The organism is Mesobacillus thioparans (genome assembly GCF_965138835.1).
GTDB classification, from domain to species: Bacteria; Bacillota; Bacilli; order Bacillales; family Cytobacillaceae; genus Mesobacillus; species Mesobacillus thioparans.
This window is the reverse complement of the sequence record NZ_CBCSFH010000002.1, coordinates 491,804-504,406: the sequence shown is the minus strand read 5'-3', so window position 1 is coordinate 504,406 and position 12,603 is coordinate 491,804. Positions and strand designations below refer to the sequence as shown.

Sequence of the window (12,603 nt, the reverse complement as noted above, 5' to 3'; positions counted from 1 at the left end):
CTTTTATAATCATGAACGTTACCAAAAAAGATTAAACGGCCTTAGCCCTTTAGAATACAGGGCTAAAGCCGCTTAGATTGTTTTTATTATTTCCACTGTCTACTTGACGGGGAGCAGTTCAAATCGCTTTTCCGTTCTTTTTTAGCTGGTGAAAGAAGAGTAGCGCCAGTAATGATTAGCCAATGCTCCAGCCATCATTTCCAGGCCTTTGCTATGTGTTTGGTGGATTACTAGCCAGCTGTCTGTTCCTGGTCCTTTGAGATAAATTTCATGTTCAGGTGCCTGATCATGGGTTCCAATCAAATCGAATTCGTTGTTTTTATAAAAGACTCCGCAAACGACATAATCAATGGCAGGGGAGACGACGAGCGGATTGCCGACAGTATGCTTTAGGATGAACTTAATACTATCGCCATCGATCATGACTTTTTCCAATTGGATTCCATCTTCAGAAGCTTTAGCTGATTCGACAGGTTCATGATTAACGCTGAAAGCTTCGGTAAGTCCAGTATTTTTATTGAGCAATGCGGACTGGCTTTCTGTGTCGATGAAGACGTCACCTCGTGTCCGATACTTAGTCGAGTCAGGATCAAAGGAACGGTCGTCACCTTTAAAATATTGATCCCCAGATGCTGCATTTGGGTTTTTCAAAGTTTCTTCTTTTAAAAAGGTAGTGTATCTCAGCTGCCAATTTCCGTTTGTAAAGCTGTGTTCACGATTAGTATCCAAAAGCTCTTGAATTGGACCAATCCGTTTGGTAATGGAAAACTCTTCATCAGCTGCCATCCTTTTAGATGAATCTTTCTTGATTGCTCCAACGGCATTGGCAATCAGTGATTTTAGCTCCCACTTTACTTGTTCCGAGCGCTGCAAAGGTCGTCTTGCTTTGATGGTATAAGTATAAGTTTTATCATCCTGGATGCCTCTGTCAGTAAAAGCACAGGAAGTCACTTTCTCGAGCTGCATGCCGTTTCGATGGACGGTATACTCCGTCACACCCTCGATCGGCTCCCATTCAAAACTGACTTGGCCCTCTGTGACAATCGTCGTTATGAGGAGATCCTCGAGAACATTGTCTTTCTCTTTGTGATTAACAGAAGTAGTGGTTTGTATTCGCATACTCTGTTGCACTTCCCCATTCATAAGAGAGTCGATCCTATAAGAATACAATGTGCCAGGAGTCAGGAAATTGTCCGCAAACTTCGGCTCAGTTCCTTCGTAAATAAGCTCCCGGTCCCGGAACACCCGGTAAGAATCACCGAGAGCCTCCCATTCAATAGCTATATCTTTAGATCCGTGTTCAATATTTTTAAGCGTCCTGGAGTGTGAAGAATTTGCAGTTTTTCGCCGGCGGTTTATATTCATGGCATAAAGAGTCCCCGCAATGCCAAGGACAGCAAGTGGAAGGAATTTCCCAACCCGATTTTGTTTTGTAAGGGGAAGTTGTCTATTGAGTTCCATGTATTCACCACTTTCGGTTTATTTTTTCTTCTTATCCATTAATTACCCCATGATCAGATATTTTAGTAGATTAGCTTTAGAAAACAGTTTGGTAAAATAAGGGTTGTGAATTTGCCACTTGAAACCCTTTGGTAATTTGAAGCAAGCAGACTATCAACTTTCCCTTTCGTTTAAGAGACTCCTTCAATTTTTATGGTAGTATATAATTGTTAGAATGATAAAGGTAGAATCACTTGGTAATAGGGGCGTTCAAGATGTTGCGATTAAAAGGAATCCTTATGATTGTTATAGGTGCGATGCTTTGGGGAATGACAGGGTCGATCACGGAATGGGTGCTGGCCAATACGGAATTGTCGGTTCCTTTTATCCTGACAATCCGGATGATCATTGCCGGAAGCAGTATACTGGCTTATCTTGCGATGAAAAAACAGGATATTTTCACGGTTGTTAAAACACCATACTGGCGAAATCAGCTAATCTTATTCAGTATCCTGGGAATGGTTGGTTTGCAGTTCACCTTTACGATGGCGATTCAGACAAGCAATGCGGTCGTGGCAACCTTGCTGCAATTCTCCGCTCCGATTTTTGTGGTCCTTTATGTTTCTTTTCACCATAAAAAATGGCCGCCGCGCTATCAGATATTAGGCATTTTTGGAACATTGGCAGGTTTGTTCCTGTTATTGACGAATGGTTCGATGAGCAGTTTGCTGGTCAGCACAGAAGCCCTTCTCTGGGGAATTGCTGTAGGGCTGACATTTGCGTTCTACACGCTTTATCCATCACGGTTGATGAAAGAATGGAGCGTACTCACCATCGTTGGCTGGAGCATGTTGTTCGGGGGGATAATGCTCGGACTGGTTAACAGAGTCTGGCTTTCAAAGGAATGGACGACCATTACTCAGCCTAAAATGCTTTTGATAATGGCGATATTGATATTCTTCGGAACGTTAGCATTCCTGTTATTCCTCGGAAGCATGAATTATATCTCCGCTGTCGAAACGAGCATTCTCTCAAGTGTAGAGCCTCTAACTGTCATGGTAATTTCGGTCATTTGGTTCGATACCATGCTCCAAAACGTCCAGCTGACAGGAGCAATGATCATGCTGATATTCGTAACTTGGCTGTCGACTGGCGATAAAAAGGCGTCAGTGGAACCGAAGACAGTAAAACAAAATAATACTTGATAAAGTCGCCAATTTGGCGGCTTTATTTTTTTGGGTACGTAGCAATATTTCAAATCCATTTTGCAATAACGGGTGAAATTGGAAAAGCTGGCTTTATACATTGTTGATAAAAATATCATGAATTAAACCAAAAATTTATTGATTTACGATAAAATTTTTGTTAAATTCAATATGACATTAAGTGAATGAGGTGCTTTTATGAAACGAGAAACATTGTTTTTAAAGGTGGTAGTTTTCCTTCTGGCTATCCCGATACTGGCTGCGTGCATTTTTTTGCTGCCATGGCTGCTCAGGAATGCATCGCAAAGCGACTGGGAGCTTGTCAATTTTCTGTATCCAGTGATTGGGGTTATGTATGCGGCTGTGGTTCCTTATTTCTTAGCCCTATATCAGGCATTTCTGCTGCTCGGTTACATTGACAAGAACACAGCATTTTCACAGAGTTCTGTAAAAGCTTTGAGAAATATTAAATTCTGCGCCATTGCAATTAGTGTCTTATATCTGGCAAGCATGCCGTTTTTCTATCTCATTGGCGAAAAGGACGATGCTCCTAGTGTCATCATTATTGGAATGGTACTTACTTTTGCTCCCGTCGTAATCGCAGCTTTTGCGGCAGTTCTTGAAAAGCTGTTGACGCATGCCATAGAAATAAAGTCAGAAAACGATTTAACAGTCTGAGGTGATAACAATGGCAATAGTAATAAATATTGATGTAATGCTTGCTAAGAAGAAGATGAGCGTGACGGAGCTTTCCGACAGGGTCGGCATCACAATGGCAAACCTCTCTATTTTAAAAAACGGCAAGGCAAAAGCAATCAGGGTGTCGACTTTGGATGCGATTTGCAAGGCACTGGAATGTCAGCCTGGAGACATTTTGGAATATCAATGCGATGAAGATATTCACGACTGAAGGTGGGGGCATTAACTATGAAGGCAATCAAGCAACTTGTTCGTTTTGGCTGGGAGCAGGCACTGTCATGCATTTTTCCCGTCGTGATCTTCGCCTCATTGGCGATTACAAAAATAATAGAACTCCCATTCCTGCCACGCTATGACTGGCTGCTGCTTATTTTCCTGTTGATGCAATGGGGGATGCTGCGATCAGGTCTGGAAACCAGGGATGAGCTAAAGGTGATTACCTTGTTCCATCTCATCGGTCTGTCACTCGAAATCTTCAAAGTGAATATGGGGTCATGGACATATCCAGAAGAGGCCTATTCGAAGCTTTTTGGTGTACCTTTGTACAGCGGATTCATGTATGCAAGTGTGGCGAGTTATCTATGCCAGGCGTGGCGGAGACTCAGGGTTGAACTCGTTGATTGGCCGTCGTTTTTGCTGGTTGTTCCACTTGGAGCTGCCATCTATTTGAATTTTTTCACTCACCATTTTTGGCTGGACATTCGCTGGTGGTTATCAGGACTTGTGATGATTGTCTTTTGGAAATCATGGGTTACATATGAAATTGGCGGAATTAAGTATCGTATGCCAATTGCTTTATCTTTTGTGCTTATCGGGTTCTTTATCTGGATAGCGGAAAATATCGCCACGTTCTTTGGCGCATGGCAATACCCGAATCAAATGGAAGCATGGAGCCTTGTTCATCTTGGAAAAGTGAGTTCCTGGCTTTTGTTGGTCATTGTCAGCTTTCTGATTGTTGCCACATTAAAACAGGTAAAAGGAGAGACATCTGCAAAAGTTGATGGTGATCGATTAATTAATTCACATTGATTCTTTTTGACCAAATCAGAAAAGAAAAAGGTTTATAATTATAGGAAACTATAATTAATAATAGAGGTGTAAATCATGACTTTTGGACTTATTTTGGTTGTCATCATCCTTTTAGGCGCTTTATTTTCAACAATATTGCTGTTTGGAAAAGGGGATGATGACTACAGCAATGCTGCAAAGAAGAACACGACCAATCTTTCTGTAATTTACATTGTTGTTATTTTACTTTCATTTATTGCAGTTGGAGTTTATATAAAGTGGTTTACATGATGAGTTATTGATAAATTTGTTTATTATAAATTTATTATGTAAACAGCCGTTGGGAGGTTTTTGAAAAGACTGCCAAAGGAAAATACTATTGAGAAAAGGGCCAGCTGGTGAAACATCCTTATAATGGTTACATTATGTTTGTACGGAAAGATTATGTTAAACATCAAACTTTACGGGTATTCTTTTACTAAGCAAATTCTCTAAAAGGAGTACAAACATGAAACCATATAAGATTACAAATATGATTATTGACGATGAATCTTATGACCAGGAGCATGTAACAGCGGAAATCACCTATGAAGAGAAGGGCTATATGTTAACCTTCCAGAAGTCGGACCTTGAACTGATGAACGCCTGGGTGCTGGAAGGCGGCTCGTCGCTTCCTGCTAACTTATCAGAAAAACTTATTCAGGACATAAGAGCTGATATCAGTGAAAAAATCCAGTCATCATGACTGGATTTTTACTTTTGTAAAATATGCTGCGCAAATTAATCCGAAATAGGTAGGGCTTTCATATGACAGGAACTCTACATGCCTTTCATCTGGCGGGATAGCTCCAGCCAGAATCAGCGTCTGCCAAATGCCATCTGGTTTTGCAGCCTCAATAAAACCGGACTCGAATTCTGCCATTTTCTCTAATTTGTTTACCTTGATGTAATGGACTGCCTGTTCATCCAGGTCCTTTGCAGCCGGGTCAAAACCATATGGTCCATTTTCGTCATGGGTATGGGACCAATCACAGCTGGCAATTAACCCGACCCGTTTATTATACTGAGCAGCTGCTTCTCGAAGTGAGCGGCCAAACCTACGATGAGTATCAAAACTTAGCTCTCTTGGGGGAGTAATGACAACAACAGGAACATCCGGCATGAAACGGAGCGGTACGATTGCTCCCCAATCCAGTGGCAGGCAGGAAATCGGCCCACTCGATGTCCCATAATTGATGGTTGATGAAGCGATCCCGTTTTTATTTGCTTCTTCAGCAATTTTCCTGGCCAGGTCCCGTTCAACGTGTTTTTCCATCTCAAAGATTCCATCATTTTCTTTCCAGCTGCCATTCATTTTTTCAGAATCAGATATCGAGAACATTCCATTGATTCTTGTTCCATGAGGGGTAAGGACGATGATGCAATCAGGTTTGGCCTCAGTCATATACGTTCCCAGCTTTTCCATGCTTTCCCTGGTGGCAGCCATCCGTTGGGGATCTGGCCCCTTTAGCTCAGGAATAATTTCTCCTCCGTGGGGAGCAATACAGGCAAATACAAATGGGTGCATGATTTCATTCCTCCTTATTATGAAAGTAATTAGATACGAAGGAATAGATTCCTCTATTTTAAGAGGATTTTTTCTTTAAACACGATCGCAAAGAGGGGGAATGATGGGTTTGCAAGAAAAGAACACCTGAATTGATAAAGAATCACAAAAAAAGATCGAAGCCTGCTCCGATCTTTTTTAATTATGACTGTTCACGGTGATGGTCTTAGTCTCGTCCTGCACCTCTCTGGAATGCTCTCAGATGATTCTTTGAAGCATCTCCTAAACGGGTGAATACCGTTTTTGCGTCGTCAGGGAGGCCTGGTATTGCTTTCAATTTATCATACATCGCGATGTTATCGATTTCACCTTGAACCCCTTGGTTGAACGCATCCTTTAATGTTTCCGGCGCTGATACGTATTGCTTCGCATTGTCCTCTGGTATTTGTTTATTATATTTTTGGAACAAAACCAAAAGGGCATTAATATGCTGCTGCTCGGCTGCTTTGATATTGGTGAATGGCCTGATGCTGCCGAATTTCCCGATTATTGCATCATAACGTGCCTGAGCAAGGTACTCGTCCTGGATGGCGTATACAAGGGCTTCATCCAATGTAATGGACGAATCCTGAAGTGCCCCCTTAGCTCCAAAATCAGCCGGCAGCTGGGTTTGTGCCTGGGCAGCGCCAGAAAAACCTGCAAATAAAAATAAACATACGAGTATAGATATGAATTTCATTTTTATCACTCCTTTTGAAAAAAATCTTCATCTTATTCTTTTCCAAACAAAGATTTTCATTCGCAAAAAGAGTTTGGGTACAAATCGCTAATGTTTTTCGTTATAATAGAAGTAACTTTTTTCATTAGGAGAGATACAATGCTTTCAAATATAGGCTTTCCAGGATTAATTCTTATTTTCGTGATTGCCCTGATTGTCTTTGGGCCCAACAAACTCCCTGAAATTGGACGGGCTGTCGGCAAGTCCATGAGAGAATTCAAGAATGCGACGAACGGAATCACGGATGAAATAAAGAAGGAAATCAGAGAAGACGATAAAGACGAGCACAAGAATTAAAAAAAGCTGCCAATGGCAGCTTTTTTATTGTGGAGGATATAGCCGACAAGCAATTTAGGCACAGGTAATATGTTGGAAGAAGTCCTCCCGATTTAATTCTTGAAATATATATGAATCGAAGACAATAATATGATCAATCCATTTAAAAGATAAAGCCCGGTAAAAATGACAGCGAGGATCCCAGCTCCCCAACCGCTGTCATCCCAGGTGAAACTGAAAAAAAGTGTACTAAAAAAAATAACAGGGGTTAACAGCAGAAATAAGATCCCGGCAATAAGACGTTTTTTTACATTCCCTGCAGAATGCTTTACAGCAAAATAATTGGCCGTGCCGAAAAGAGCTACGTTCAGCAGAATCGTCAAAATGGTACCTATTGATTCAGGCATGATTACTTTACTCCTTTACGGTAGAACTTGAGAACCAAGGAGAAGATGAACAAAATGGCGCTGCATGCCAATATTGAGGCAGCAATCATCCCGACCCCGATTCCTGCCCATGGATCAACTGCAAAAGCAAACACAAAGCTTGCCGCAACTGTCAGCATTCCGATTGCAAGGCTGATCAATGGCGGAGAAAACACTTTTCCAGGTTTAATGTAGACTGTAATAAGCATGAACAGCAACGTATACAAGAGGCCGAGTGTCCAGCCGTTCACCGAATAATCAACTGCCTTCATTAAAGGATTTTCCCTCTCAAGTTCAGGCATATCCAGTGCAATCTCACCCAGTTTCTTCGTTTTCAAGTCAACTGTCACCAAGTTATATTCCTCTGGCTCCTTTGGCCAATTTTCATTTTCCAGGAAAAGAATTTCATCTTTGTTGTTAAAAAAGACCGGTGAGACGACCGATGTATTCAAGTCTGTGAGTCTCTTCGTGTCTCCGTTATTAAAATTCTTAATATACAAATCATATTCAAAAAGTGAAGACTCTTTTGATTCTTCGGAGACAGTCGTGTAGGCGACCACATCTCTTTCAGGTGATATTGTCAGATGGAAGTAATCGGTTGGCAATTCACTGCTGAAATTGGCACTATATATTCTGCCGTCTTCCAGATCATAAACATTCGAGTCATTAAAGTCCTTGAAGAACACCTCTTTGTCTTTAGACGAGTAATAAAGACTTTCCATCGAAAAAAAATCTCTGTCAGTCAGCTGCTGTATTTCGGTTCCATCTATTTTTACAGAGAAAAGGTCCAAACCATCCTTTGCTTCTCCTTCTGATTTGTTTACATTCTCAGCAGGCGTACTGGCATAGAAAACAGTCTTGTTATCACTAGAGAAAATCGCTTCGGATACATGCTGAGTGTCCTTGGTAAGCCTTTCTGGATTGCTGCCATCACGATTGGCTAAGAAGAGAGACTGGATATGGTCCCGATTTTGTGATAAATACAAAATTTTCTTGCCATCGGGTGAAAATTCAGGCTGGCGGTGATACTCCTTGTTTGGATTGCTCACTCTATGTACACTTGATCCATCCAGTTTGGATATATAAATTGCCTCATTCCCGTTGTGGTAGTAAGAAAAGGCGATGTGCTGATCATCATTTGAAATCGCAATCCCGCTGCCCAGCCCGGTATGATATTTATAAGCATCTCGATCAGCCAATAAAAGGTAACCTGCGCTGGCGACCAGTAAAAAGGCGATAATTCCAATACTACTCAAAAGTACTTTCTTTTTATTCATTCATATTCCCCTTTCCAGAATATTTACCTTAATTACAATATAGTGTAATATTACACCTAATAAAAGGGTTTTTTAGGAAAAAATAAGATTTTTTTCTTGAATAGGGATTGAAAGCATATTTATTTATATCCTGATCAGTTAAGAGGAAGAAAGAATAGAACAGCGTGCAACACTGTAGAATGGCTAAGAATTTAGGGTAATCAACTTTTAGATAATGGACAATAGTTGTCATGATAAAATAAAAGAGAGGGAATTTATCCAGGGGGTGTGGAGAAATGATTTCAAAGTTCAACCGCAGTTCAGGTAAACGACACCCATCCAAGCGTGTGTTGGCAGCTAAAAACGAAATTCGTGCAGCCCGCTTAATCAATGAACATGATGAAGATGATCATGACTGGCAAAGGGAACGGAAACTGAAAAGTCATCATACACATTCAAAAAACACGCATGTCCACAGGAATAAAGTAAGTCAAGTGAAAAAGGAAAGAAGACAGATAAATAAATTGGATCATGAGGATTTTTAACTGTCTTACTAGGATCTAGAGGGTAATAGCTTACCGCTAGCAGTTGATATCTTATTGTTAGCAAGAGGAATCGATTCGTGTCGAAATTTCCCGGAATCCGGTTGACGTTAAATTAAATGTAGTACTTCGAAACCCCTAAACTAACGCTGAAATGAATACGAATCCGCCAAAATGAAGAGGTCAGCTGGCAAATTGGGATGCCAGCTTAATTTTGCCTCTTTTACGGAAATAAGTGGTATAATGACGAAGTCTGACAAAACTTAGAGGGATGTGTAAATGTGGAGCTTGTTTTTTCTGTGATCGCCTTAGCCTTCATCATCTTCATGGGTATTTTCATCTGGAAGAATAGGTCTAAAAGCAAGGGGAATGGGGCAATTGCAGGAATGATTCTTCTATCCAGTTCATCTGTGCTGGTCGGTCTAGCGGTAAAATCGAACTTCTCCCTGATATTTTTTCTATTACAGATTATCCTGCTATTCATCGCGATTGGTATGGCACTAAAGAAGGAATCGAGAATCCACCATTAAAATGGGCAAGCTTTTTTTTTGAGAAAAGATATTTGTTGAATAATTTGCAAAAAAAATATAGAGTATTATAGTCGATATTGGCAAGTTTATCTATTCCTTGTTAAAGGTATATTGAAATAGATAATCGAGGGTCACCTGGATTGAAACTCGGCAAATTCGCCGGAATTGCAGAATGTTTAATGGGTCATTCTATTGTTAATGAGACATTTTAAAAAGAGATGTCAAGGTTACTTTTCGATGAATTTCACTTATAGCTTACAGACTCATTTGGTGTCGCTGCCCATGAGACGTCGTTTGAAAAGTGGATTTATTTTCGAAAAAGGCCTGTGTCAAAGTGGAAGGAGAGAGGTTGATGGAATCAATTTGGCTTGAATATGCCTGGGCATTATTGATATTAATCGGTCTGGAAGGTTTATTATCGGCCGATAATGCTCTTGTACTGGCAATCATAGCAAAACATTTACCTGATGATCAAAAGAAAAAGGCAATCAGTTATGGTATACTCATGGCGTTTGTTTTCAGGTTCGGTGCACTTTTTGCAATTTCTTATATCGCAAACGTCTGGCAGGTACAGGCAATCGGAGCAGCTTATCTGCTATACCTGGGATTAAAGCACGTCATCCAGGCGAAATTCGGTGCGAAAAATGAGGATATACATAAGGAGGATGCGAAGGAAGCAAAAGGGTTGGGATTCTGGCCGACTGTCGGTAAAATTGGCTTAGCCGACCTTGCGTTTGCGATTGACTCGATTCTAGCAGCAGTCGCGCTTGCTCTTGGACTTCCAGACTCACCGCTAGGTAACTTTGGCGGTATGGATGGAGGAAAATTCCTTATCGTTCTTCTCGGAGGAGTCGCTGGATTGATCCTGATCAAATATGCAGCAACCTGGTTTGTTAAGCTACTCGACGACCGCCCTGCATTGGAAACAACCGCTTATGCAATCGTTGCCTGGGTCGGTGTGAAATTGGCTGTTATCACCCTTGCACATGAAAAGATCGCCATTTTGGATCATGATTTTCCACACAGTACATTATGGACAACCATTTTCTACGGTGTATTGGTATCCATTGCCCTGATCGGCTGGTTTGCACCAGGAGAGAAATCCAAAGGTGAAGGACAAGCCTAAATCATATATCAAAAAAAGTGCGTATCATCCTGGCTGGAGATACGCACTTTTTTACGTTCTGATTGCACTGAAAGGTTCAAAGGGTCAATACTGCAGCATTTTGTGCCATAGCGGGGAGATTTTGTCAGGTATTGCAACTTCACTTATGACCCAGTTGGATTCCTGTTCCAACAATTTTTGCATCAGCACAACTGCAGTTGAATGTTTATTAGGAGTGATGTGCTCCTGTATTTCTTCCATTTTGATCATCATTCCAGATGGCAGAGAAGCTTTCAATGCTTTCACACCCAATTGCGCACGATCAGGTTTGTATCTATGGAGAAGGACCCTTGAGAGATTTGTCATCACATGGTTGAGCATATTCACCGACCATAAATCATTCCCGCGGGCAGCTGATTTTTGATATTGAAAAAGGAACCAAGCTACATCATCGACTGCATCCTGAAACTCAACCGCCGATAATTGAAGTGTCTGTGAAGCTTCAAACTTCTTCAATCGATTTTGAGGATCATGGATAACCTGGAAAAAGTCCTTTTCTACAAAGGTTTCATCAGTCACGGTAAACAAATCGACATGCACCATGTTTTCGTAGACCGCAATGATCTGAGGGGCGACAATATATATATCATCATAAAAAAGTAATTTTCCGTAGGTTTCCAACTGGCTGACCCTTGTTTGAAGAAAGGGTGAGAGATCAACATCATCCACAAGACAGTAGAGATCTAGATCAGAATGTTCATCCTGCTCTCCACGTCCAAGGGAACCTTTTACAAAGATGGCTTGAACTCTTTTATCCTTAACAAGGGTGTTTGTTAAAACGCTCAGTGCTTCATCAATCTTCATTTTAATTCACGCACCAATCCAGTCGTTTAACTGGGCGAATTTTTCCTTCGCGTCTTCATAGCCGACTTCATACAAAGATGTCAGTTTATCGGGATTGCGTTCTACACGGCCAACCTTGAGATCCCTTGATGGCCGGATGACGATCACTTCATTCCTTGCTTCGAGAGCTTCAATGTAATCAAGCGTTTCGTTATACATTTTATAGCGTGTTTCGAGAGCCGTGTGCAGGCCTTTGAAATCTTTGTACACATATCGCGGCAGCCAGGAGAAGGAAGATTTTTTCTTGCGGTACCCTTTTGGCTTCGTCAGCACAATCACACTTTTTTGGACACCATCCGCGATCGCTTTCTTGATTGGGATGGGATCTGAAATTCCGCCATCCATCAGGGTTTTGCCTCTAAACTCGATTGCCGGAGCCATGAAGGGGAGCGTGCTGGAAGCTCTTATGATCTTCAGGATATCCTCTGGTATATCATTTTTGTCAAAATAAACTGGCTCACCGCTAATGCAATCAGTCGTACCGATGAGAAATGTTTCCGCGGCATTGTTGAATGTCTCGAAATCAAAGGGGACCAGCTCGTTTGGCAGCTTCTCAAAAATGAAATCCATCCCGAACAGCTCTTTTTTGAACAACAAATTCCGGTAAGAAATATAATCCTGATGTGTCACATAATCAATCGTCACCTGCTTGTTTCGGCCTGGCTGCCTGGCAACATAAGAAGAGCCCTGGCATGCTCCAGCCGAAACGCCGATGATATATGGGAAAAATAATTCATTTTCCAAAAAATACTCTAATACCCCTGCTGTGTAGACACCTCTCATGCCTCCACCTTCAAGGATCAAACCACTGTTATACACTCCGATTCCCCCCTGGATTTTATTTCTATATAACATTCTAACACAGCTTTTTCCGGATGTTATCGAGGATG

Annotated in this window: 18 protein-coding genes; 11 read left to right on the top strand and 7 right to left on the bottom strand. The window is 41.3% G+C overall.

Going from position 1 to position 12,603, the window contains the following annotated elements; all coding sequences use genetic code 11:
* Positions 1-76: IS3 family transposase (locus tag ACNAZ4_RS07120; protein ID WP_415813528.1), on the top strand; the 76-nt coding region annotated here is incomplete at its 5' end.
* A 65-nt stretch (positions 77-141) separates the two neighbouring features.
* On the opposite strand, the gene ACNAZ4_RS07115 is transcribed toward ACNAZ4_RS07120, so the two are convergent.
* The gene (locus tag ACNAZ4_RS07115) at positions 142-1,461 is read right to left on the bottom strand and encodes a DUF3238 domain-containing protein (RefSeq protein ID WP_415813506.1); all 1,320 of its coding nucleotides are present in this window, start codon (positions 1,459-1,461) and stop codon (positions 142-144) included.
* Positions 1,462-1,715: 254 nt separating this feature from the next.
* Here ACNAZ4_RS07115 and ACNAZ4_RS07110 point away from each other — a divergent pair, with 254 nt between their 5' ends.
* From ACNAZ4_RS07110 to ACNAZ4_RS07085, 6 genes are all read left to right on the top strand, one after another.
* A complete protein-coding gene (locus ACNAZ4_RS07110) occupies positions 1,716-2,645 on the top strand; it encodes a DMT family transporter (RefSeq protein WP_415813505.1) in 930 nt (309 codons plus the stop codon).
* Positions 2,646-2,843: 198 nt separating this feature from the next.
* A complete protein-coding gene (locus ACNAZ4_RS07105) occupies positions 2,844-3,323 on the top strand; it encodes a DUF2975 domain-containing protein (RefSeq protein WP_415813504.1) in 480 nt (159 codons plus the stop codon).
* Between the two features lie 10 nt (positions 3,324-3,333).
* Positions 3,334-3,555 (top strand): helix-turn-helix domain-containing protein, encoded by a 222-nt coding sequence (locus tag ACNAZ4_RS07100; protein ID WP_415813503.1) that lies wholly within the window; start codon positions 3,334-3,336, stop codon positions 3,553-3,555.
* Positions 3,556-3,572: 17 nt separating this feature from the next.
* Positions 3,573-4,373, top strand: a complete 801-nt coding sequence (locus tag ACNAZ4_RS07095) for a DUF817 domain-containing protein (protein WP_415813502.1) — start codon at positions 3,573-3,575, stop codon at positions 4,371-4,373.
* Positions 4,374-4,448: 75 nt separating this feature from the next.
* Positions 4,449-4,643, top strand: a complete 195-nt coding sequence (locus ACNAZ4_RS07090) for a hypothetical protein (RefSeq protein WP_415813501.1) — start codon at positions 4,449-4,451, stop codon at positions 4,641-4,643.
* 217 nt (positions 4,644-4,860) lie between these two features.
* Positions 4,861-5,097, top strand: a complete 237-nt coding sequence (locus ACNAZ4_RS07085; RefSeq protein WP_415813500.1) for a hypothetical protein — start codon at positions 4,861-4,863, stop codon at positions 5,095-5,097.
* Here the strand turns inward: ACNAZ4_RS07085 and ACNAZ4_RS07080 are convergent.
* Positions 5,092-5,919 carry a DODA-type extradiol aromatic ring-opening family dioxygenase gene (locus ACNAZ4_RS07080; protein ID WP_415813499.1) on the bottom strand — a complete coding sequence of 276 codons (828 nt, stop codon included), beginning with the start codon at positions 5,917-5,919 and terminating at the stop codon, positions 5,092-5,094. The two genes, ACNAZ4_RS07085 and ACNAZ4_RS07080, sit on opposite strands and share 6 nt — an antisense overlap.
* Before the next feature lie 205 nt (positions 5,920-6,124).
* On the bottom strand, positions 6,125-6,637 hold the full coding sequence (locus ACNAZ4_RS07075) for a DUF2202 domain-containing protein (protein WP_415813498.1): 513 nt from the start codon (positions 6,635-6,637) through the stop codon (positions 6,125-6,127).
* A gap of 138 nt (positions 6,638-6,775) precedes the next feature.
* On the opposite strand from ACNAZ4_RS07075, the gene tatB reads away from it, so the two are divergent.
* Positions 6,776-6,973, top strand: coding sequence for a Sec-independent protein translocase protein TatB (tatB, locus tag ACNAZ4_RS07070; protein ID WP_415813497.1), 198 nt, complete (start codon positions 6,776-6,778; stop codon positions 6,971-6,973).
* Between the two features lie 92 nt (positions 6,974-7,065).
* Here the strand turns inward: tatB and ACNAZ4_RS07065 are convergent, their stop codons facing one another.
* Both ACNAZ4_RS07065 and ACNAZ4_RS07060 read right to left on the bottom strand, forming a co-directional pair.
* A complete protein-coding gene (locus ACNAZ4_RS07065) occupies positions 7,066-7,359 on the bottom strand; it encodes a hypothetical protein (RefSeq protein ID WP_415813496.1) in 294 nt (97 codons plus the stop codon).
* 2 nt (positions 7,360-7,361) lie between these two features.
* A complete protein-coding gene (locus tag ACNAZ4_RS07060; RefSeq protein WP_415813495.1) occupies positions 7,362-8,654 on the bottom strand; it encodes a TolB family protein in 1,293 nt (430 codons plus the stop codon).
* 275 nt (positions 8,655-8,929) lie between these two features.
* Here ACNAZ4_RS07060 and ACNAZ4_RS07055 point away from each other — a divergent pair, with 275 nt between their 5' ends.
* From ACNAZ4_RS07055 to ACNAZ4_RS07045, 3 genes are all read left to right on the top strand, one after another.
* Positions 8,930-9,178 (top strand): hypothetical protein, encoded by a 249-nt coding sequence (locus ACNAZ4_RS07055; RefSeq protein ID WP_415813494.1) that lies wholly within the window; start codon positions 8,930-8,932, stop codon positions 9,176-9,178.
* A 278-nt stretch (positions 9,179-9,456) separates the two neighbouring features.
* Positions 9,457-9,705 carry a hypothetical protein gene (locus ACNAZ4_RS07050; protein WP_415813493.1) on the top strand — a complete coding sequence of 83 codons (249 nt, stop codon included), beginning with the start codon at positions 9,457-9,459 and terminating at the stop codon, positions 9,703-9,705.
* 352 nt (positions 9,706-10,057) lie between these two features.
* The gene (locus ACNAZ4_RS07045; protein WP_415813491.1) at positions 10,058-10,831 is read left to right on the top strand and encodes a TerC family protein; all 774 of its coding nucleotides are present in this window, start codon (positions 10,058-10,060) and stop codon (positions 10,829-10,831) included.
* 84 nt (positions 10,832-10,915) lie between these two features.
* On the opposite strand, the gene ACNAZ4_RS07040 is transcribed toward ACNAZ4_RS07045, so the two are convergent.
* Together ACNAZ4_RS07040 and ACNAZ4_RS07035 are read right to left on the bottom strand one after the other, a co-directional pair.
* Positions 10,916-11,674 carry an aminoglycoside 6-adenylyltransferase gene (locus ACNAZ4_RS07040; protein ID WP_415813490.1) on the bottom strand — a complete coding sequence of 253 codons (759 nt, stop codon included), beginning with the start codon at positions 11,672-11,674 and terminating at the stop codon, positions 10,916-10,918.
* A gap of 6 nt (positions 11,675-11,680) precedes the next feature.
* On the bottom strand, positions 11,681-12,568 hold the full coding sequence (locus ACNAZ4_RS07035) for a patatin-like phospholipase family protein (protein ID WP_415813489.1): 888 nt from the start codon (positions 12,566-12,568) through the stop codon (positions 11,681-11,683).
* Positions 12,569-12,603: the final 35 nt, after the last annotated feature.